The 19669-nt window shown below is 72.8% G+C and carries 19 protein-coding genes; 9 read left to right on the forward strand and 10 right to left on the reverse strand.

The features are described 5' to 3' along the window. The first annotated feature begins 628 nt into the window (after nucleotides 1-628). A complete protein-coding gene (locus tag HS048_RS05880) occupies nucleotides 629-2968 on the forward strand; it encodes a sodium-translocating pyrophosphatase (RefSeq protein ID WP_196466377.1) in 2340 nt (779 codons plus the stop codon). 391 nt (nucleotides 2969-3359) lie between these two features. Next, on the forward strand, nucleotides 3360-3833 hold the full coding sequence (locus HS048_RS05885) for a histidine phosphatase family protein (protein WP_230880749.1): 474 nt from the start codon (nucleotides 3360-3362) through the stop codon (nucleotides 3831-3833). 85 nt (nucleotides 3834-3918) lie between these two features. On the opposite strand, the gene serB is transcribed toward HS048_RS05885, so the two are convergent. The 3 genes from serB to HS048_RS05900 form a co-directional block, all read right to left on the reverse strand. Beyond that, a complete protein-coding gene (gene serB, locus HS048_RS05890) occupies nucleotides 3919-5142 on the reverse strand; it encodes a phosphoserine phosphatase SerB (protein WP_196466378.1) in 1224 nt (407 codons plus the stop codon). A 223-nt stretch (nucleotides 5143-5365) separates the two neighbouring features. Then, a complete protein-coding gene (locus tag HS048_RS05895) occupies nucleotides 5366-6064 on the reverse strand; it encodes a response regulator transcription factor (protein ID WP_068898093.1) in 699 nt (232 codons plus the stop codon). A gap of 228 nt (nucleotides 6065-6292) precedes the next feature. Next, nucleotides 6293-6841, reverse strand: a complete 549-nt coding sequence (locus HS048_RS05900) for a hypothetical protein (protein WP_196466379.1) — start codon at nucleotides 6839-6841, stop codon at nucleotides 6293-6295. A gap of 176 nt (nucleotides 6842-7017) precedes the next feature. Here HS048_RS05900 and HS048_RS05905 point away from each other — a divergent pair, with 176 nt between their 5' ends. Both HS048_RS05905 and HS048_RS05910 read left to right on the forward strand, forming a co-directional pair. Further along, a complete protein-coding gene (locus HS048_RS05905; RefSeq protein ID WP_068898098.1) occupies nucleotides 7018-8157 on the forward strand; it encodes a GAF domain-containing sensor histidine kinase in 1140 nt (379 codons plus the stop codon). A gap of 97 nt (nucleotides 8158-8254) precedes the next feature. Further along, nucleotides 8255-8926: a response regulator transcription factor gene (locus tag HS048_RS05910; RefSeq protein WP_068898100.1), complete on the forward strand. Its 672-nt coding sequence runs from the start codon at nucleotides 8255-8257 to the stop codon at nucleotides 8924-8926. A gap of 136 nt (nucleotides 8927-9062) precedes the next feature. Here the strand turns inward: HS048_RS05910 and HS048_RS05915 are convergent, their stop codons facing one another. Beyond that, entirely contained in the window at nucleotides 9063-9626 is a 564-nt protein-coding gene (locus tag HS048_RS05915; RefSeq protein ID WP_191896439.1) for a dihydrofolate reductase family protein, read from the reverse strand. A 146-nt stretch (nucleotides 9627-9772) separates the two neighbouring features. On the opposite strand from HS048_RS05915, the gene HS048_RS05920 reads away from it, so the two are divergent. After that, nucleotides 9773-10414 carry a winged helix-turn-helix transcriptional regulator gene (locus HS048_RS05920; protein WP_230880750.1) on the forward strand — a complete coding sequence of 214 codons (642 nt, stop codon included), beginning with the start codon at nucleotides 9773-9775 and terminating at the stop codon, nucleotides 10412-10414. 77 nt (nucleotides 10415-10491) lie between these two features. Here HS048_RS05920 and HS048_RS05925 read toward each other — a convergent pair whose 3' ends face one another. After that, a complete protein-coding gene (locus HS048_RS05925) occupies nucleotides 10492-11211 on the reverse strand; it encodes a hypothetical protein (protein ID WP_196466380.1) in 720 nt (239 codons plus the stop codon). Between the two features lie 67 nt (nucleotides 11212-11278). Between HS048_RS05925 and HS048_RS05930 the strand changes: the two genes are divergently transcribed. The 4 genes from HS048_RS05930 to HS048_RS05945 all read left to right on the forward strand — a co-directional run bounded on the left by HS048_RS05930 (nucleotide 11279) and on the right by HS048_RS05945 (nucleotide 14421). Next, complete coding sequence (locus tag HS048_RS05930; protein ID WP_068898106.1) at nucleotides 11279-12073, forward strand: ABC transporter ATP-binding protein; 795 nt, start codon at nucleotides 11279-11281, stop codon at nucleotides 12071-12073. 93 nt (nucleotides 12074-12166) lie between these two features. After that, nucleotides 12167-13318, forward strand: coding sequence for an SPFH domain-containing protein (locus HS048_RS05935; protein ID WP_230880751.1), 1152 nt, complete (start codon nucleotides 12167-12169; stop codon nucleotides 13316-13318). Nucleotides 13319-13396: 78 nt separating this feature from the next. Then, entirely contained in the window at nucleotides 13397-14152 is a 756-nt protein-coding gene (locus tag HS048_RS05940; RefSeq protein WP_068898108.1) for a sulfite exporter TauE/SafE family protein, read from the forward strand. A 29-nt stretch (nucleotides 14153-14181) separates the two neighbouring features. Continuing rightward, nucleotides 14182-14421, forward strand: coding sequence for a hypothetical protein (locus tag HS048_RS05945; RefSeq protein ID WP_191896435.1), 240 nt, complete (start codon nucleotides 14182-14184; stop codon nucleotides 14419-14421). An 85-nt stretch (nucleotides 14422-14506) separates the two neighbouring features. Here HS048_RS05945 and HS048_RS05950 read toward each other — a convergent pair whose 3' ends face one another. The 5 genes from HS048_RS05950 to HS048_RS05970 form a co-directional block, all read right to left on the reverse strand. Next, entirely contained in the window at nucleotides 14507-15418 is a 912-nt protein-coding gene (locus HS048_RS05950; RefSeq protein ID WP_084008484.1) for a Rieske 2Fe-2S domain-containing protein, read from the reverse strand. A gap of 43 nt (nucleotides 15419-15461) precedes the next feature. After that, nucleotides 15462-16016 carry an HD family hydrolase gene (locus tag HS048_RS05955; RefSeq protein WP_229798494.1) on the reverse strand — a complete coding sequence of 185 codons (555 nt, stop codon included), beginning with the start codon at nucleotides 16014-16016 and terminating at the stop codon, nucleotides 15462-15464. 101 nt (nucleotides 16017-16117) lie between these two features. Then, on the reverse strand, nucleotides 16118-18283 hold the full coding sequence (locus tag HS048_RS05960; protein ID WP_196466381.1) for a molybdopterin-dependent oxidoreductase: 2166 nt from the start codon (nucleotides 18281-18283) through the stop codon (nucleotides 16118-16120). Nucleotides 18284-18383: 100 nt separating this feature from the next. Further along, the gene (locus tag HS048_RS05965; protein WP_196466382.1) at nucleotides 18384-19037 is read right to left on the reverse strand and encodes a hypothetical protein; all 654 of its coding nucleotides are present in this window, start codon (nucleotides 19035-19037) and stop codon (nucleotides 18384-18386) included. After that, nucleotides 19024-19257, reverse strand: coding sequence for a hypothetical protein (locus tag HS048_RS05970; RefSeq protein WP_068898118.1), 234 nt, complete (start codon nucleotides 19255-19257; stop codon nucleotides 19024-19026). Before HS048_RS05970 ends, HS048_RS05965 begins: the two co-directional genes overlap by 14 nt. Nucleotides 19258-19669 lie beyond the last annotated feature (412 nt).

Genomic DNA, 19669 nt, shown 5'->3' on the forward strand with positions numbered 1-19669 from the left:
CCCGCGACCGGGCGCGCCCACACGGGCACGCCCGGTCGTCATCATGCCCGGGCCCGGAAGCCCGGGCCCGCCGGATCCGTCCTCCCGGGCCCGGTGTCTCTCCACGCCTCGGGCCGGGTGTCCCTCCATCCCATGGGCCGGTGTCCTTGCCCTGTCCCGAGGGCCGCCGGATCCGTCCTCCCCTGGAATCGGTGTCCCGGTCCTCCCCGGGCCCGGTGCCCTGTCCTCCCCTGGAGCCGGTGTCTCCGCCCGTGAGCTCCGCAGATTTTCGGTCTTCTTTAACCGGTTAAATGTGTAGGCCGAAATGTCGCGAAAACATTGGCATAAAAGGCGTCTAGCAGCGTAAACGGTGGTATGGGCGCACGGGTTCGCGGGCACTGTTGGACACGTCGCCGATTGACGGTGTGCAGAGGCTTCATATCCGCGTCCTTGCTGCGTAGACTCCCCGCACCGGCCAAGGTTTGTCCTTCGGACGGGACTCTTGTCGGGTTCCGCGCCGAAAGAAGGTCTGTGGACGCAACCGGAAGCGGCACTGCCAATCGCCCGGACGTGCGCCGCCGACCCACCGCTCCACTCATCGCGACGCACTCCGGGCAGGACGTGTTCCCGTCTTGCCGAGGAGAGTCGGATGTCTGTCCATCTCGCCGCCGTCGATGAGACAGCGGTATCCCTGAGCGGCTCCCACCTGACCATCGTGGTCGTGGTCGCCGCCGTAGCCCTGCTCGCGCTCGCCGTCGCCGGCGGCCTCGTCCGCGAGGTGCTCGCCGCCGATCAGGGCACCGAGCGCATGCAGAACATCTCAAGGGCCGTGCAGGAAGGAGCCGCCGCCTATCTGGGGCGGCAGTTCCGCACGCTCGCCGTATTCGTCATCGCCATTCCCTTCCTGCTGTATCTGCTTCCGGCGGTTTCGACGGAAGTGAGGATCGGCCGTTCAGTATTTTTCGTGATCGGCGCGGTTTTCTCCGCACTGACCGGATTCATGGGAATGTGGCTGGCGGTCCGGGGAAACGTCCGCGTCGCCGCCGCCGCCCGCACCGCCGGGGAGAAGACGGCGATGCGCATCGCCTTCCGCACCGGCGGTGTGGCGGGCATGTTCACCGTCGGCCTGGGCCTGCTCGGCGCAGCCATCGTGGTGTTCGTCTACAAGGGCGACGCCCCCGCCGTACTGGAGGGCTTCGGCTTCGGCGCCGCCCTGCTCGCGATGTTCATGAGGGTCGGCGGCGGCATCTTCACCAAGGCGGCCGACGTCGGCGCCGACCTGGTCGGCAAGGTCGAGCAGGGCATCCCCGAGGACGACCCGCGCAACGCCGCCACCATCGCCGACAACGTGGGCGACAACGTCGGCGACTGCGCGGGCATGGCGGCCGACCTGTTCGAGTCGTACGCGGTCATGCTGGTCGCCAGCCTCATCCTGGGCAAGGTCGCCTTCGGCACCGAGGGTCTGGTGTTCCCGCTGATCGTGCCGATGGTGGGCGTGCTCACCGCGATCATCGGCATCTTCGTCACCTCTCCGCGCAGCGGTGACCGCAACGGCATGGCGGCCATCAACCGCGGCTTCTTCATCTCCGCGGCGATCTCCGCGGTGCTGGTCGCGGCGGCCGCCTTCCTCTACCTGCCGGCCAGCTTCGCCGAGCTGAACGGGGTGAGCCAGGCGATCGCGGCCGTCGACTCCGACCCCAGGCTCATCGCGATCGGCGCGGTGCTGATCGGCCTGATCCTGGCCAGCGCCATCCAGATCCTCACCGGCTACTTCACCGAGACCAACCGGCGCCCCGTACGGGAGATCGGGGAGAGCTCCGTCACCGGGCCCGCCACGGTCATCCTGGCGGGCATCAGCGTCGGCCTGGAGTCGGCGGTCTACTCGGCGCTGCTCATCGGCGGCGCGGTCTACGGTGCGTTCCTGCTCGGCTTCGGCAACGTCACCGTCGCCCTGTTCGCCGTGGCGCTGGCCGGCACCGGCCTGCTGACCACGGTGGGCGTGATCGTGTCCATGGACACCTTCGGCCCGGTCTCCGACAACGCGCAGGGCATCGCCGAGATGTCCGGCGACGTCGAGGGCGAGGGCGCCGCGGTGCTCACCTCGCTGGACGCCGTCGGCAACACCACCAAGGCCATCACCAAGGGCATCGCGATCGCCACGGCCGTGCTCGCCGCGACGGCGCTGTTCGGCGCCTTCCGGACGGCGGTGGAGACCGAGCTGACCGGGGCCACGCAGGGGGTGAAGGACGCGCTGGGGTCCTTCGCCACGTTCAGCCTCGGCGTCGACTCACCGAACGTGCTCGTCGGACTGGTCATCGGGGCCGCGGTCGTGTTCATGTTCTCCGGCCTGGCGATCATGGCGGTCGGCCGGGCGGCCATGCGCGTCGTCTTCGAGGTGCGCGAGCAGTTCCGTACCAAGCCGGGCATCATGGCCGGCACCGAACTGCCGGAGTACGGCCGGGTCGTGGACATCTGCACCCGCGACTCGCTCCGTGAGCTGGCCACGCCCGGCCTGCTCGCGGTGATGACGCCGATCGCCGTGGGCTTCGCGCTCGGATACGCGCCGCTCGGCGCCTTCCTGGCCGGCGCCATCGCCTGCGGCACGCTCATGGCGGTGTTCCTGGCCAACTCGGGCGGCGCCTGGGACAACGCCAAGAAGCTGGTCGAGGACGGGCACCACGGCGGCAAGGGCTCCGAGGCCCACGCCGCGACGGTCATCGGCGACACGGTCGGCGACCCGTTCAAGGACACCGCGGGACCGGCCATCAACCCGCTCATCAAGGTGATGAACCTGGTGGCGCTGCTGATCGCCCCGGCCGTCGTGGTCTACGCCGACAACGTGGCGCTGCGGGTCGGCATCGCGGCGGTCGCCGTGATCGTGGTGATCGCCGCGGTGGTCGTCTCCAAGCGCCGCTCGGCGGACGACGACTCGGCGGCCGGGAACAACAGCCCCGACCGTGAGCCGGAGCCCGAGCCGATCGCCGGCTGAGTCCCCGTACGGTCGATCCCCTGTACGGGGCCCGTACAACGAGGGCACCGTACAACGAGGGCACCGCGGGGGCACCGTCGAAGGGGTGCGCGGGCGACCGCGCACCCCTTCCGCGTGGGCGGGCGGTCCCGGTGGGAAACTGAGCGGTGACTCCTCCGCTCCCCGGGGAGGCGGATCCCGTCTCCCTCCGCCGGGGCGGCCGGAGGCGGCCGGGTCCCGGCCGCCGGGACGACACGACGACATCTCAAGAGGAGGGACGGCACGCCCCAGCCGGGAGTGCCGGGAACCCGATGGAACAGCAGCCTTCCGGGGGAAAGACGCTCATCATGATCCTGCTGGCGATGGCCGCGGTGTTCGCGGTGCTCGCCGGGATCGCCATGTGGGCGGCGAGATGACGATGCGCACGCTGATCGTGCTGCGGCACGCCAAGGCCGCCCACCGGCCCGGTCTCGCCGACTGGGAGCGTCCTCTCACCGAGAGGGGCGAGCACGACGCCCGCAGGGTCGGCGAGGTCCTCGCCGAGCTGGGGCTCCGGCCGGACCTGGTGCTCTGCTCTCCGGCCGCGCGGACCCGGCGGACCGCCGAACTGGCACTGCCCGGCGCGTCCGTCGAGTTCGAGCGGGACGTCTACGAGGCCTACGCCGACGACCTGCTCGCGCTGCTCCGGCGGACCGGCCCCGACGTGGGCACGCTGCTGCTGGTGGGGCACAACCCCGGAGTCCACGAACTGGTCATGGAGCTCACCACGCGTGACGGCGATCCCGGGTTCCCGCCCGGTGCGTTCGCCGTCATCGAGACCGCCGACGCGTGGGCGGAGCTGGAGAGCGGACGCGCGGTCACCCGGTGGAGCCCGAAGGACCGCTGACCCCGGCCGGTCCGGCCTCTCGCGTCCGGCCGCGGACGGGCGGGCCGTACGCTCCGGGGCCCGTGGCGGGCAGGCCGCTTCCGGCTCAGCGGTCCGCGGCGGGCAGCCCGTCCTCGGCGTCGGCGGCCTCCACCTCGGCCCGGGAGATGCCGAGCAGGTAGAGGATCGAGTCGAGGTACGGCACGCTGACCGCGGCGTCGGCGGCCTGGCGGACCACCGGCTTGGCGTTGAACGCGATGCCCAGACCCGCGGTGGCGATCATGTCCAGGTCGTTGGCGCCGTCGCCGATCGCCACGGTCTGGCTGAGCGGGATGCCCGCCTCACGGGCGAAGCGCTCCAGGGCCCGCGCCTTCCCGGCCCGGTCCACGATCTCACCGATCACCCGTCCGGTGAGCACGCCGTCCACCACCTCCAGGGTGTTGGCGGCGGAGTAGTCGATCCCGAGGTCGTGCACGAGGCCGTCGGTCAGCTGGGTGAAGCCGCCGCTGACGATCGCGAACCGGTAGTCGAGCCGCTTGAGCGTCCGCACCAGCGTGCGGGCGCCGGGAGTGAGCACGATCTCCTTGCGGACCTTCTCGAAGATCTCCTCCGGGAGGCCTTCGAGTAGTGCCACGCGGCGGCGGAGGGACTCGGCGAAGTCGAGCTCGCCGCGCATCGCCTCCTCGGTGACCCGGGCGACCTCGTCCAGGCAACCGGCGTGCGCGGCCAGCAGCTCGATCACCTCGGCCTGGATGAGCGTGGAGTCCACGTCCATCACGATCAGCCGCTTGGCCCTGCGGTACAGACCGGTCCGCTGCACGGCCACGTCCACCTGCTGGGCGTGCGCCTCGACGGCCAGCTCGGCCCGGAGCGCGTCCGGGTCGGCGCCGGAGACGGCGAGCTCGATGCAGGTCACCGGATAGCTCGACAGCCGCTCGATCCGGTCGATGTTGGCCCCGGAGGCGGCGATCCGCCCCGAGATGCCCGCCATCGCGGCGGGATGCAGGGGCGCGCCGAGCACGGTGACGTGCAGTCGGCCGCGTCTGCGCTTCTCCTTGGTGTCGGAGCCGGTGGACAGCTCCACCTCCAGGCCCAGGTCCTCCGCGGTGCGCTCGACGGCGGTCCACAGCGCGCCGAGGGTGCCGCCGGTTCCGGTCGGCGTGTCGCCGGTGTAGGCGACGAGGACGCCGAGGGTGAGCCGGCCGCGGATGACGACCTGCTCGACGTCGGCGACGGCGACGGGGAAACCGGCCAGGACGGCGAAGAGCCGGGACGTGACGCCCGGACGGTCGGGACCGGTCAACGTGATCAGGAGCGTGCGCTGGTTCATCGATGCCTACGCTACTTGCCCCGGGAAACACCCGGGTAAGTGGTTCATCATCCGGACGCCCGGTGTTCGCGGCCCGCCCGGTTCCGGCGTCTCCGCGGTTCCCGGCCCGGGTCCCGTCCCGCCCGGTTCCGGCTTCGGTTCCGCCCCCGGCTTCGGTTCCGCCCCAGGCTTCGGCTCGGGCCCCGGCTTCGGTTCCGGCTCGGGCTTCGGCTCGGGCGGTGGCCTAGCCCGAGCCGAGATAGGCGATGACGGCGGCCACCCGGCGGTGGGTGTCGGGGCTGTTCTCCAGCGCCAGCTTCATGAAGATCGAGTTCACGTGCTTCTCGATCGCGGAGACCGACAGGTGCAGGGCCCGGGCGATGCCGCCGTTGGACAGGCCGTGCGCCATCTCGCGCAGCACGTCCAGTTCCCGGGGGGTGAGGTCGGTCGGCGGCGGGCCGCCGCGCACGCCGCGCTTGGCCAGCAGGCCCTCCACCACCTTGGGGTCGATCACCGACCCGCCCGCGGCCACCGACCGGATCGCGCCGAGCAGCTCGTCGATGTCCCCGACCCGGTCCTTCAGCAGGTAGGCCCGTCCCTCGGTGCCGTCCCGGAACAGGTCGAGGGCGAACACCGCGTCGGAGAACTGGGAGAGCACCACGACGCCGATGACCCCGAGGTCCCGCGCGGCCGCCCGGATGCGGTGGGCGGCGTCGACGCCCTCCATGCCCGGGCGTACCGGGTCGGCGGGGCTCGGCATCCGGATGTCGGTTACGACCACGTCGGGCCGGAGCCGCCGGGCGGCGTCGAGCAGCTCACCGGCGGTGCCCACGGCGGCCACCACGGAGATCTCCCCGGTGGACTCCAGGAGCCGGCGGGTGCCCTCGCGCACCAGGTAGTGGTCCTCGGCCAGGACGACCCTGAGCGTAGCCGGAGTGGTCATGGGGAGATCATGCCCGCTGGGCGGCCCGGTCGCATATGAGGCTGTCCGCACGGTACGCGCCGCACGCCCGGGCCCCCACCCGGACCTACGGCACACGCCGCACGCCCGGGTCCTCACCCGGACCGTACGGCGCGCCGTACACGCGGACCGCACGTCCGGTGCGGCGACCCCGGCCCCGCCCCCCGCAGCGGGGACGGGGCGGGGCTCCGGTGCGCGGACGGGGTACGGCTAGCGGAGGATCCGGGTCCTGACCTTCACGTACTTCAGGTCCACGCCGGTGTCGAGACCGTGGATGTCGAGGGTGTCGAGGCCGCCCGCGGGGACGTCGATCGAGGCCGTGGCGAACTCGGCGGCCGCGGTGCCCTGGGCACTGCCCCGGAGCCAGACCTTGACCTTGACGGTGGCGGTCCTGCCGGGGTTCAGCCGGTCGAGCAGGCAGCCGACCTCGCGCCCGTCGGCCTCGCAGTACGAGCCGGAGGGGCCGGTGATCCGGACCTTGTAGGCCTGCTTGGGGACGTAGCCACCGATGTAGGCGATGTCGGTGTACCAGTCCCCGACGTTCTTGGTCTTGAGCGTGTAGGTGATCGTGCGGCCCGCGTACGCCCTGCGGGGGTAGTAGGCGGTCAGCTTCAGCGGTGACAGCGGGGGAGCCTGCTGTGCCGTCACCGGAGCGTTCGCGGCCCGGTGCTGGAAGGTCTGGGCGTTCGCGGTCTGGGGGACGAGCAGCATGCCACCCGCCACGGTGATGGCGGCGAGGGCGGTCAGGGGCCGGCGCATGGTCACTCCAATGGGGAGGCGATCGTTGCGACCAGCATGCGGAGATCGACTTGGAATCCTCTTGCGGCTGACTGGCCGGGCAGGCGACGGCCGGACCCGGCATGCCGTCCGCTCCGCCGAGGCGGAGCCCGGCTGCGGAGCCGTGGCATCCGGGGTGTGCGCCTAGAGTTCTCCGCGTGAACGGAGACCGGGACGCCGTCCTGCACGCGGTGAGTTCCGCCGTGCTCGCGGTGACCAGGCATCTGTCGGTCCGCGAGGTGCTCCAGGTGATCGTCCGCTCGGCGCAGCGGCTGCTGGACGCCCGTTACGCGGCGCTGGGCGTGCCCGACGACGAGGGGGCGTTCGCCGAGTTCGTCGCCGAGGGCATCTCCGACGAGGAGTGGGCGTCCATCGGCCCGACGCCCCGCCAGCACGGGCTGCTCGGCGCGATGCTGCGCGAGGGCGCCCCGGTCCGGCTGCCGGACGTCCGCCGGGACCCGCGGTTCGACTCCTGGCCGCGCGCGCATCCGGTGCTGAAGGACTTCCTCGGGGTGCCGATCCGCGACGGCGAGCAGGTGCTCGGCATCGTCTTCCTGTCCAACAAGCGGGCCCCCGGCGGGTTCACCGAGGACGACCAGCGGCTGCTGACGATGTTCGCCGCGCACGCCGCGATCGCCCTCACCAACGCCCGCCTCTACGAGCGCGGCCGGGAGCTGGCGCTGGTGGAGGAGCGCACCCGGATGGCCCGCGAGCTGCACGACGCGGTGACCCAGAAGCTGTTCTCGCTCCGGCTCACCGCCCAGGCGGCGGCCTCGCTGGTCACCCGTGACCCCGACCGGGCGGTGCGCGAGCTGGAGCGGGTGGAGCGGCTGGCCGGGGAGGCGCTGGCCGAGCTCCGTGCGGTGATCGTGGAGCTGCGCCCGGCCGAGCTCGACCGCCACGGCCTGGCCGAGACGCTCCGCAAGCACGTCCGGCTGCTGGACCGGCTCCATCCGGCGTCGTTCACGTTCCGGCTGGGGGACGGGGGCGAAGGGGAGGCGCTGTGCGGGCTGGCGCCGGAGACGGAGGCGGCCGTCCTGCGGGTCGCCCAGGAGGCCCTGCACAACGCCGCCCGGCACGCCGCCGCGGAGGCGGTCACCGTACGGCTGGGCTGCGAGGGGGGCCGGGTGGTGCTGGAGGTGCGCGACGACGGGGCCGGGTTCGACGCGGCTGCGGCCTCCGGCCGCGGGCTGGGCATCGCGTCGATGGGCGACCGGGCGCAGGCCCTGGGCGGGAGCGTGCGGGTGTCCTCGGAGCCGGGCGGCGGCACGCTGGTGCGGATGGAGGTGCCCCGGTGAGCGCCCGCACGGCACCGGGACGGCGGGCGGGACGGGTACGGCGGGCGGGACGGGTACGGCGTGCGGTGGACGGAGGCGGGAGGACGGTGGCGCGCGGGTGAGCGGCGGTGAACGGGGCCGGACGATCCGGGTGCTGATCGCGGACGACCACCCGGTGGTCCGGCAGGGCCTGCGCACGTTCCTGGACCTGCAGGACGACCTGGAGGTGGTGGGGGAGGCGCGGGACGGCGCCGAGGCGGTGGAGCTGACCGGGTCGCTCGCGCCGGACGTGCTCCTGCTCGACCTGAGGATGCCGGTCCTCGACGGTCCCGGCGCGCTGGCCCGGCTCGCGGAACTCGGGCTGACGCCGCGCGTGCTGGTGCTGACCTCGGTCTCCGACCGCGGCGACGTGGCCCCGGCCATGCGGGCCGGGGCGGCTGGCTTCCTCTACAAGGACGTCGAGCCCGCGGCGCTGGTCCAGGCCATCCGCGCGGTCCACGGCGGGCAGGTGCTGCTGGCCCCCGAGGCCGCCGAGGCGATGCTGGCCGGGGCCGCCCTCCCGCCCGCGTCCGGGAACGCGGCTCCGGCGGGACCGGTGGTCCCGCTGACCGACCGGGAGCGCGAGGTGCTCGCGCTGATCGCCTCGGGCCGCTCCAACCGGGAGATCGCCCGGGAGCTGGCGGTGGCGGAGAAGACGGTCAAGACCCACGTCTCCAACGTGCTGATGAAGCTGGGCGTGCAGGACAGGACCCAGGCCGCGCTCTACGCCGTACGGCACGGCCTGGCCTGAGGCCCGGCGGCCGGGTGGCGGTCCAGGTCCACCGCGCGGGCGCATGGACGGGCACACGACGCCCGAGGCCGGCGTGGACCCCGCCGGCCTCGGACGGGCCGTGTCGATCCCCTCGCACCCGCCCCGGCGGGCGGTGTCAGGAGCGGGCCGGGGCGTAGCAGAGCGCGGTGATGCCGCACTCGAACGGCTGGACGTCGACGCGCTGGAAGCGCTGGACGGCGCCGGTGGTGGGGAAGACGGGCAGGCCGGTGCCGATCGCGGTCGGGTTGACGATCAGGTGGAGCTCGTCGACCAGACCGGCGGCGATGAGGCTCTGCGCGAGGGTGGAGCCGCCGTAGGTGATGATGTCGCCGCCGGGCCGGGCCTTGAGCTCGCCGATCGCCTCGGCGAGGTCGCCGCCGACGACGGTGGCGTTCTTCCAGGGAGACTCGGTGAGCGAGCCGGAGACGACGACCTTGGGGGTGTCGTTCATCCAGTCGATGGTCTCCTGGGACTCGCCTTCGGGACGGGCCTCCCAGGAGGGGATGAAGCCCTCGGCGAGCTTACGGCCCAGCACGATGGTGTCGACCGGCTTGGTCAGCGCGTCGAGGTAGGCGTTGAGGTCGTCGGACCAGGGGAAGTGCATCCAGTCCATCTCGCCGTTCGGGCCGCCCATGTAGCCGTCGGCGGTGGTCTGGACCTGGAGCTTGAGCTTGCGCATGAGGGCGTCCTTCCGAGGGGTCGTCGGACGCGCTGTCGCGTCCTGCGTTCTCAGGGTCCGGCCGGAGTGTCCCGCCGTCTTGCTGAAGCAAGCTTGCTAAAAACAAGCTAGCTATGTCAACGGGTGTGTGGCATAAAATCTGAAGCATGGCGAAGCGTGAGTTCGGACAGTACTGCGGGCTCGCCCGCGCGGTGGAGATCGTCGGCGAGCGCTGGGCGTTGCTCATCATCCGTGATCTCCTGGTCGGTCCCCGGCGTTACACCGACCTGCGCAAGGGGCTGCCGAAGATCCCGACCAACATCCTGTCGGCCCGGCTCAAGGAGATGGAGGCCGCCGGCGTGGTGCACCGCCGTGTCCTGCCCCGCCCCGACGGCTCGGTGGTCTACGAGCTGACCGAGTACGGCCGCGACCTGGAGGAGGCGGTCATGCATCTGAGCCGGTGGGGCGCCAGGTCGCTGGGCGAGCCCCGCCCCGGCGAGATCGTCACCCCGGCCTCGATGGTCCTGGCGATGCGCAACACCTTCCGCCCCGGGGCGGCCGCCGGCCTGACCGTCCGCTACGAGGTGCGCATGGGCGAGACCGTCTTCCACCTGCGCCTCGCCGACGGCGCGCTGAGCGCCGGCGAGGGCCCGCTGCCGGACGCCGACCTCGTCATCGAGACCGGAATGGCGATCAAGGCCCTGATGGCGAAGGAGATCACCCCGGACGAGGCCGTCGCCACCGGCGCCGTGCGCATCAAGGGCGACCCCGCGCTGCTGGAGCGCTTCGCCGAGGTCTTCGCCATCTGACCGGCGGTCCGTCCGCCGTCCCCGGCTTGGTCCCGGCCCGATCCTGGCCGGTCCTCCGCCGGAACCGGGCCGGCGGGTCAGACCAGCTCGGTGATGGCGTGGTGGGCGGCCACGCGCGCGCGCCGCACCGCGCGGTCGAGGTCGCGCAGGGCCTGGGCGCGGGTGGCGATCTGGCCCGAGGTGAGCCCGCGGTCGTCGGCGATGCGGAGCGCCGCGGCGAGGCGGGCGGCCAGGGCCGCGACCCGGTGGGCGCGGGCGGGATAGCCGGGGGCCAGGCCCTCGTCCGGGGGCTGCGCCCGGCGGTGGCCCTGGGCCGGGCCCTCCACGCCGAGCAGGGCGTCGGTGGCCGCGCGCATCGCGAGAGTGAGGGCGTGCTCGGCCTCGGCCAGGGAGGGCACGTCCGGGACCGCGGCGGAGGCCTCGAACACGCTCCAGCGGACTCCGGAGTACGACGACCCGCGGCGGTCCGGCGCCGGGACCAGCCCGAGGCACCTGCCGGGGAGCACGGCGGTGACCGCCTGCCCGGCGTCGACGGCGGCGGAGGTGAAGGCGGGCGGACCGGTGAGGCCGAGCGGGTCGCCCGCCGCGGGAAGGGCCAGGCGCAGCGCCGCCAGGCCGTCGCCCCGCAGGTCGGCGAGGACGTTCCGGAGCGGGACGTCGCCGGAGGCGGTGGCGACGAGCTGGGGCCCGGCCTGCCGCTCCACCCGGTCGGCGGCCTGGTCCAGCCCCGTCTGCCCGGCGAGCCAGGCGTTGCCCCAGCAGACCAGCGTGGCCGAGATCGGTGAATCAGGGTGCACCGGTCCACGATATGCGCTCGCCCTGCAATAGGTTTTGATCCGAGCGATTGATGAGGAGGCGTGGCGCATGGGCGGTCAGGTGCTTCGGTTGCAGGACGTCACCGTCCGCAGGGACGGCGCGGTCCTGTTGCGGAACATCGAATGGACCGTCCACGAGGACGAGCGGTGGGTCGTGATCGGTCCCAACGGCGCGGGCAAGACGACGCTGCTCCAGGCCGCCGGGGCCATGCTCTTCCCGACCGAGGGCGTCGTGGAGGTCCTGGGCGAGCGGATGGGCCAGACCAACGTGTTCGACCTGCGCCCGCGCATCGGGCTGGCGAGCGCGGCGCTGGCGGAGCGGGTGCCGGCGGACGAGAAGGTCATCGACCTGGTGCTCACCGGCTCGTACGCGATCCTCGGCCGCTGGAAGGAGGAGTACGACTCCGCGGACGTCACCCGGGCGGTCGAGCTGATCGATCAGATGGGCTGCGCCCACCTGATCCGCCGCCGGTTCGGCACGCTGTCGGAGGGCGAGCGCAAGCGGGTGCAGATCGCCCGGGCGCTGATGCCGGACCCGGAGCTGCTCCTGCTGGACGAGCCCGCCGCCGGGCTGGACCTGGGCGGCAGGGAGGACCTGGTCCGCAGGCTCTCGGCCCTGGCGCACGACCCCAAGGCCCCCACCATGGTCCTGGTCACCCACCATGTGGAGGAGATCCCCAGCGGGTTCACCCACGCGCTGCTGCTTCGGCACGGGGCGGTGGTCGAGGAGGGTCCGATCGACCACGTGATGAACGCCGACAACCTCTCGCGCACCTTCGGCCTCCCCCTCACCCTGGAGCGCGGCCTCGACGGGCGCTGGTACGCCCGAGCGCAACAGTTCTGATTCCATGTGTGACTTACGCCACTGAGAAAAAGTAAAACGAAATATCATTTCGGGGACGAGAGCTCCATTTGACTCGACCGCCCGGAGTGGCCAATGGGACCGTCGTTCATCGCCGCCCTCATCGTGGTGGCCGTCGCAGGGTTCGCGCTGGTCCGGACGGTCCGGATCGTGCCCCAGGCCACCGCCGGGATCGTGGAGCGGCTCGGGAGATACCACCGCACCCTCCTGCCGGGGCTCAACCTGGTGGTCCCCTTCCTCGACCGGATCAAGGAGACGATCGACCTGCGCGAGCAGGTCGTCTCGTTCCCCCCGCAGCCGGTCATCACCTCCGACAACCTCGTGGTCTCCATCGACACGGTGATCTACTTCCAGGTGGTCGACCCCCGGGCGGCCACCTACGAGATCGCCAACTTCCTGGTCGGTGTCGAGCAGCTCACCGTGACCACGCTGCGCAACGTGGTCGGCGGCATGGACCTGGAGCGCGCGCTCACCTCCCGCGAGGAGATCAACAGCGAGCTGCGCGGCGTCCTCGACGACGCCACCGGGAAGTGGGGCATCCGGGTCAACCGGGTCGAGCTCAAGGCGATCGACCCGCCGGCCTCCATCCAGGACTCGATGGAGAAGCAGATGCGCGCCGACCGCGACAAGCGTGCCGCCGTGCTCACGGCCGAAGGGCAGAAGCAGGCCGCCATCCTCACGGCCGAGGGGCAGAAGCAGGCGGCGGTCCTCAAGGCGCGGGGCGAGGCGGAGGCCGTGGTGCTGCGGGCCCAGGCCGACGCGGAGGCGAAGGCGATGCGGGCCAAGGGCGAGGCCGACGCGATCGCGATGGTGTTCCGGGCCATCCACGAGGGAAAGCCCGACCAGGCGCTCCTGGCCTACCAGTACCTGCAGACGCTCCCGCAGATCGCCCGGGGCGACGCCAACAAGGTGTGGATCGTGCCCTCGGAGATGGGCCGGGCCCTGGAAGGGCTGGGCGGCCTGTTCGCGAACGCCGCGGGCGCCGGAGGACCGGGCGCAGGTGTCGGGGGAGCGGGCGGGTGGGACGCCGGAGGACCGGGCGCGGGCGCCGGGGGAGCGGGCGGGTGGGGCGCCGAGGCCGCGGGTGCGAACGCCGCGGCCGCGGGGCCCGGCGCCGTGGAGCCCGGCCCGGGGGCGGGACCCGCGGCGGGACCCCCGGCTCCGGCCGGGGAGGGGACCCCGCCCGGACCGGGCGGGACGCGGAAGGGCACCCCCGCTCCCGGATGACGTCCGGGCTCCTCCTAGGGTGCGGTGAGTGCCGTGCACCGTCTGCGGGCGCGAGCCGTACGAGTGAGGAGGGCGTTCATGACGCCGTGGGAGGCGGTCGCGATCTTCGCGGCCGGGATCGGGGCCGGGGGCGTCAACGCCGTCGTCGGCTCCGGATCGCTGATCACGTTCCCCACGATGGTGGCGGTGGGCCTGCCGCCGATCGTGGCCAACGTCTCCAACAACATCGGGCTGGTGCCCGGGTCGCTGACCGGGGCGCTCGGCTACCGCCCGGAGCTGAAGGGGCAGCGCGACCGGCTGGTGCGGCTGGGCGCCGGCTCGGTGGCGGGTTCGCTCATCGGCGGGGTGCTGCTGCTCTACCTCCCGGCGAGCACCTTCGACGTGGTGGTGCCGATCCTGATCGGCCTGGCGTGCGTGCTGGTGATGGTCCAGCCGAGGCTCAGCACGTGGCTGAACGCCCGGCGCGAGCGCGCCCATCCGCACGGCGGTCCCTGGCTCTGGTTCGGCGTCCTCGCGGCGGGGGTCTACGGCGGCTACTTCGGGGCGGCCCAGGGGGTGCTGCTCATCGGCCTGCTCGGCATCTTCCTCGACGACGGCCTGCAGCGGGTGAACGCCGCCAAGAACGTGCTCTCCCTGCTGGTCAACACGACCGCGGCGGTGCTGTTCGTGCTGGTGGCGGAGGTGGACTGGCGGGCCGTGGCGCTGGTGGCGGCGGGCGCGGCGATCGGCGGGTTCCTGGGCGCGAAGGTGGGCCGGAAACTGCCCGCCCCGGTGCTGCGGGTCTTCATCGTCTGCGTCGGCGTCGCCGCGATAGTCAAACTGGTGTACGGATAAAACCTACCCAGTATGGGTATGAATCCGACATGAAGGGCGACAGAGTAGAGATCGTCATCGATGCCGGAGACACCTCACGGACCTACGAGGTCGCCGCGACGCGGGCGGGCCGCCGCGTGGAGATCTCCAACCGCCGCGGCGGCGTCGTCGAGGTGAGCGAGGTCACCCGGAGCGGTACGGCGGTGCGCACCGCCAGGTTCATGTCCAGCCGGGTCCTCGCCCTGGTGGAGCACCCGGCCGACGGTGCCGACGGCGGCCCCGACGACTGAGGCCGCGGCGGGGCCGCCGGACCCGCCCGCGGGCGGGTCGTAGGCGGGGCCGCCGGTTCCGCGCCGGGCGGAGTGGGCGGGACCGTCAGTTCTGCGCCGGGCGGACCTGGATGACGCCGTCGCGGCGGATCCGGGTCTCGAACGACGGCTGGGGCGCGGTCCCCGGGCCGTGCACGACGGCCCCGTCCGAGAGCCGGAACGTGCTCCCGTGCCAGGGGCAGACCACGCAGGCGGCTCCGCCCTCGGCGACCAGCCTCCCCTGGTGCAGCGGACCGGCCAGGTGCGAGCAGTGGTCGGCGAGCACGGTGACCTCGCCGTCGACCCGCAGGACGAACAGGTCGATGTAGCCCAGCCGCCGGGCCACCGGCCGGCCGTCCGGCAGGTCGTTGAGGGAGCACAGGTCGTACCAGCCGAGCGGGACCAGATGGGTGACGGAGTCGGCGTGGTTGGCCCCGACGGCCTGCCGGTAGGCCAGGTGGCCGCCGAGGAAGCCGCCCAGGCTCGCCGCGCCCAGCCCGGCGTACCCCACCATGCGGCCGGCCCGCTCGCGCCCGCCGACCCGCAGTGCCAGCGAGGCCGCGTACAGGCCGAAGGCGGTCAGGTTGGTGACCGCGTGCACGAACCCGACCCGCTGCTGCTCGCGGTGGATGACCGACCAGTCCGTGACGCCGGCGGCCACCGTGGGGAGCGCGGCGCCGAGCCCGGCGGTGAGCACCGTCCGCGCGGCCCGGGAGCCGGTCCCGGTCAGGTCGATCACCGAGGTCGCCGCCCAGGCGCCCACGACGAAGGTGGCCAGCGGCGGGTGCAGGGGCTTGCCGGTGGGGACGCCGTGGAGCAGGTCGCGCAGGCGCCCCGGCCCGATCCTGCGGCGCACCGCCTTGGCCAGGCCGCGGATCGGCCGGTCCAACCTCGACGACCGCTCGATCGGGCCGACGATGTTGATCGTCGATGCCAGATCCTTGAGGCTCCGACGCCCGGTCTGGACTGATTCCTTCACTCCCGCCCCCTCTCGACCATTAGGGACCTACCCGGGAACCGCGTTATGCACGCGCCAGATGTCCCCGGCGGACGGAGAGTTCGATGATCTCGGTGGCGTAGGCGCCGAGGGTCGGCGAGCCCTCCTCGATGATCTTCACTTTCTCCAGCACCTGCTCCGCCGTCACCTTGTAGAGCGACCAGGTCCCGCCCTCGTTGTGGTGGTTGGCCATGATGGGCGCGATGCGGTCCAGGGCCTTGGCGAACCTGGCCTCGGGGGTCCTGCGCTCCTCGAACTCGTCCCAGAGCTCGCGCAGCCGTACCGCCTGGTCCTCCGGGAGCAGCCCGAAGATGCGGTCGGCCGCCTTGCGCTCGATGCCGAGCTGGGCCTCCACCGCCGGGGAGTCGTAGATGAAGGTGTCACCGGCGTCGATCTCGACGATGTCGTGGACGAGCAGCATCGCGACGACCCTGTCCATGTCGGTCCCCGGAGGCGCGTGCTCGGCCATGACCATGGCCAGCATCCCCACGTACCACGAGTGCTCGGCGTCGTTCTCCCGCCGCGACCCGTCCATCAGGGTGTTGCGGCGGACGACGCGCCGGAGCTTGTCGATCTCCATGGCGAAGGCGAGCTGGGCGTGCAGACGATCCTGTGCTGGAGGGGTGGTCACGCGCGCAAGCCTAGTGCGCGCGTGAGGTCCTCTCCCGCCCGCCCACGGGCTCACGCGCGGCTGACGGTCACCGGAACCCCGTTGAACACGGCGTTCCCCGAGGGGACGTCGAGCGCGGAGGAGTCCGTCAGCACGTTCGCGCTGACCCCCGCGTGCTCGGCCGCGACCCGCTGCGAGGTCCCCCGGTGACCCCAGCCGTGCGGCAGGCTCACCACCCCGGGCATGATCGAGTCGGTCGGCTCCAGCGGCACGGTCAGCTCTCCGACGGCGCTGCGCACGACGGCGTGCCCGTCCAGGCCGAGCCGGCGCACGTCGTCCGGGTTGATCTGCAGCGTGCAGCGGTTGCTCCCGCCGACCAGGGGCTCCACGTTGTGCAGCCAGCTGTTGTTGGAGCGCAGGTGCCGCCGCCCGATCAGGACCATCTCCGGCGGCGGCGCGGACGCCCGTTCACGCAGCCGCGCGACGTCCGCCACCAGCTCGGCCGGGGCCAGCTCCACCTTCCCCGAGGCCGTGCGCAGCACCTCGCCCAGCCGGGGCCGCAGCGGGCCGAGGTCGATCCCGTGCGGGTTGGCCCGCAGTTCGGCCAGGGACAGCCCGTGCGGACCGAGCTTGAGCATGGCGTCCAGCCGCAGCTCCGCCCCGGTCCCGCCTTCGAGCCCGGCGCGCAGCTCGGCCGGGTCCCGTCCCTCGACCGGCGAACCGGGCGTCTCGACGGCCCGGCGCAGCAGCCGCTCCAGGATCAGCTCGTCGAGCAGGGCCGGGTCGGCGTCCGCCCCCTGCCCGGAGGCGATCAGCGTCAGCCGGGCGAGGATCTCCGCTTCGGATGGCCGCCCCGGCTCCGGCGGCAGCACCGGAGGGGAGAACCTGGCGTAGTCGCGCACCGCGAACGCCAGCAGGGAGAAGTCGTAGTGCGGCGAGTGCAGCACCGGGGGCGGCGGGAGGACGACGTCCGCGTGCCGGGTCGTCTCGTTCAGGTAGGGGTCGACGCAGACCATGAACTCCAGGCCGCGCAGCGCCTCCTCCAGCCGGGGCCCGTCCGGCGCGGAGAGCACCGGGTTGCCCGCCACCACGACCAGCGCCCTGACCTGCCCCTCGCCGGGGGTCTCGATCTCGTCGGCGAGCGTGGCCACCGGCAGCTCGCCGTTCGCCTCCGGCAGGCCCCGGACGCGGCTGCGCCAGCGGCCCGTGGCGTACGGCTTGCTCCTGCGCCCGGTCTCCGTGGCGGGGGTGGCGAACATGACCCCGCCGGGGCGGTCGAGGTTGCCGGTCAGCACGTTGACCGCGTCGACCAGCCACTGCGCGAGGGTGCCGAACTCGGCGGTGCACGTGCCGATGCGGGCGTAGACGGCGGCGGTGGGGGCCGCGGCCAGCTCGCGGGCGAGCCGGGTGATGACGTCGGCGGGCACGCCGCAGGTCTCCGCCACGGCCTTGGGGGAGAAGCCCTCGGCCAGGGCGCGCAGCTCCGCCAGGCCCTCGACCTCGACGCCCACCGAGGTGAGGTCCTCGGCGAAGAGCGTGTGGACGATGCCGAACAGCAGGTGGGCGTCGGTGCCGGGCCGGACGAACAGGTGCTCGTCGGCGAGGGCGGCGGTCCGGGTGCGGCGCGGGTCGACGACCACGAGCCGGCCGCCCCGCGCGCGCAGCGCCTTCAGCCGGCCGGGGAAGTCGGGGGCGGTGCAGAGCGAGCCGTTGGACTCCAGCGGGTTGGCGCCGAGCATCAGCAGGTGGTCGGTGCGGTCCAGGTCGGGCACCGGGACGGCCATCGGGTCGCCGAACATCAGGCCGCAGGAGACGTGCTTGGGCATCTGGTCGGCGGTACTGGCGGAGAAGACGTTGCGGGTGCCGAGCGCGCGGATCAGCGGCCCGCCGTACAGGGCTCCGGCCATGGTGTGGGCGTTCGGGTTGCCGAGGTAGACGGCCAGGGCCTGGCGCCCGCGGGCCCCGGCCACGCCGGTCAGGCCCCGTTCGACGGCGCGGAAGGCCTCCGGCCAGGTGGCCTCGCGCCACTCGCCACCGGTGCGGATCATCGGGGTGCGCAACCGGTCGGGGTCGGAGTCGAGGCGGCCGAGGCTCGCGCCCTTGGGGCAGATGAAGCCCCGGGAGAACGGGTCGTCCGGATCGCCCTTCACGGAGGTGACGTGCCCGGCGTCGTCGAGCGTGAGCCGCAGGCCGCAGACGGCCTCGCAGAGGGGACAGGTCCGGTGGGCGGTTCGCATCGGCACTCCTGGGTTCGATGAACGAACCCATCATTGCCCGCCGCCGCGAGGGAAAGCCCCGGAACCGGGGTTCCGCGCACGGCCGCCGCTCCGCGAGTGCTCAGGCGGCCCGTGGCAGGCGGTCCGGCTCGGGCGGCCCGCCGGATCCGCGTCCGGGGGGCCTGCCGGGAGCCCATCCGGTCTCGCCGTAGACGCGCTCGAACCCCGGGGAGAGCCCGTCGGGGGTGTGCGCCTCCCGGCGGACGACCTCCAGGACGACCAGGTTGGACCGGCGGGGGTGCCGGGTGACGACGACCCGGCGGGCGAAGCAGGCCGCCGCGATCTCTTCGGCGTGCGCCCGGAAGTCCGCCGCGCAGATCCCGGCTCTGGTCATGACCACGACCCGCTCGCCGACGGCGGTGGGGGTGATCCGCATGATCAGGGGCAGCCGGCCCGACCTGGTGTGCAGCGGGGTCTCCGTGCACACCCGGTGGAGGCGGTGCCGGGTGGTCAGGCAGTGCAGCCGGGACAGGGCCCACTCGCGGCCGGAACGGGTCGCGGCGGGGAACCAGACGGCGCTGGTGAGGGCGAGGAACGGCCACCACCGGTCCTCGCGCAGACCGGCGGCCGCCAGCGCCGCGACGGTGGCGACGACGGCCGCCAGCACGATCTCCGTCCGCCATCGCCAGAGCCGGACGGGGAGCGGCGCCCGGCGGGGCGGCCACGGGGCCTCCGGCGGGCGGTGGCGGTCGTTGCGCGCGTTACGCGGCGACATTCTCGCCCACGTCCCCGCCGGCGTAGATGCGCTCGGCCTTCTGCAGATCGAACAGGGGGTTGCGGTAGCGCCGGGCGCCGAAGCCGGTCCGCTCCACGGTCCAGCCGAGGCGGTAGGCCCACTCGTCCTGGTCCATGCAGAGTTCGTCGTCGGCGCGGTCGATCAACCGGGCGAGCCGGGTCTTGATTCCGGAGATCCCGTTGATACTTTGGACGTACATGGGAGGCTCCTTTCGTGGCGTGATGCGGAGCTCTTGTGAACGGCATCCAGGCCGGTGGCCGCCGGCCTGATGCATTTTCGCCTTTCAAGGCTTTCTCTGATGCGTGCGACCGTGAGCCGTCGCCTGCTCGTCCCTCTCGTTCCCGTGGCCCGTCTGCCTCCCTGGAAACCGTCGGCGGCGCGTCCGAGGCGGCGCCGCCGCCGGTCCTCCGAGCGGGCGGATCCTCCCCGTAACCAGATGCTCCCCCCGGGTGTCAAATGCTGCAATACTCTGGTGCCAGAAATATCGAGAAATTTTCATGGAATCTCCGCTGCATCTCTCCGTGCAAGTTGCACGAGGAGAGGTGACCGGGAATGGGTCGGAAACGCCGGGGGCGGGACGGGCCCCGTGTGACCGGAGAGGGTCGGATTCT

This window comes from Planomonospora sp. ID91781 (assembly GCF_015711595.1).
GTDB classification, from domain to species: Bacteria; Actinomycetota; Actinomycetes; order Streptosporangiales; family Streptosporangiaceae; genus Planomonospora; species Planomonospora parontospora.

Bases quoted from the DNA above. Each gene is read 5' to 3' on its own strand.
- HS048_RS05955 (WP_229798494.1), bottom strand. From the start codon at position 16,016: ATGGAGATCGACAAGCTCCGGCGCGTCGTCCGCCGCAACACCCTGATG.
- HS048_RS05920 (WP_230880750.1), top strand. From the start codon at position 9,773: ATGGCGAAGCGTGAGTTCGGACAGTACTGCGGGCTCGCCCGCGCGGTG.
- HS048_RS05935 (WP_230880751.1), top strand. From the start codon at position 12,167: ATGGGACCGTCGTTCATCGCCGCCCTCATCGTGGTGGCCGTCGCAGGG.
- HS048_RS05970 (WP_068898118.1), bottom strand. From the start codon at position 19,257: ATGTACGTCCAAAGTATCAACGGGATCTCCGGAATCAAGACCCGGCTC.
- HS048_RS05940 (WP_068898108.1), top strand. From the start codon at position 13,397: ATGACGCCGTGGGAGGCGGTCGCGATCTTCGCGGCCGGGATCGGGGCC.
- HS048_RS05900 (WP_196466379.1), bottom strand. From the start codon at position 6,841: ATGCGCCGGCCCCTGACCGCCCTCGCCGCCATCACCGTGGCGGGTGGC.
- serB (WP_196466378.1), bottom strand. From the start codon at position 5,142: ATGAACCAGCGCACGCTCCTGATCACGTTGACCGGTCCCGACCGTCCG.
- HS048_RS05915 (WP_191896439.1), bottom strand. From the start codon at position 9,626: ATGCGCAAGCTCAAGCTCCAGGTCCAGACCACCGCCGACGGCTACATG.
- HS048_RS05960 (WP_196466381.1), bottom strand. From the start codon at position 18,283: ATGCGAACCGCCCACCGGACCTGTCCCCTCTGCGAGGCCGTCTGCGGC.
- HS048_RS05965 (WP_196466382.1), bottom strand. From the start codon at position 19,037: ATGTCGCCGCGTAACGCGCGCAACGACCGCCACCGCCCGCCGGAGGCC.
- HS048_RS05930 (WP_068898106.1), top strand. From the start codon at position 11,279: ATGGGCGGTCAGGTGCTTCGGTTGCAGGACGTCACCGTCCGCAGGGAC.
- HS048_RS05885 (WP_230880749.1), top strand. From the start codon at position 3,360: ATGACGATGCGCACGCTGATCGTGCTGCGGCACGCCAAGGCCGCCCAC.
- HS048_RS05880 (WP_196466377.1), top strand. From the start codon at position 629: ATGTCTGTCCATCTCGCCGCCGTCGATGAGACAGCGGTATCCCTGAGC.
- HS048_RS05945 (WP_191896435.1), top strand. From the start codon at position 14,182: ATGAAGGGCGACAGAGTAGAGATCGTCATCGATGCCGGAGACACCTCA.
- HS048_RS05895 (WP_068898093.1), bottom strand. From the start codon at position 6,064: ATGACCACTCCGGCTACGCTCAGGGTCGTCCTGGCCGAGGACCACTAC.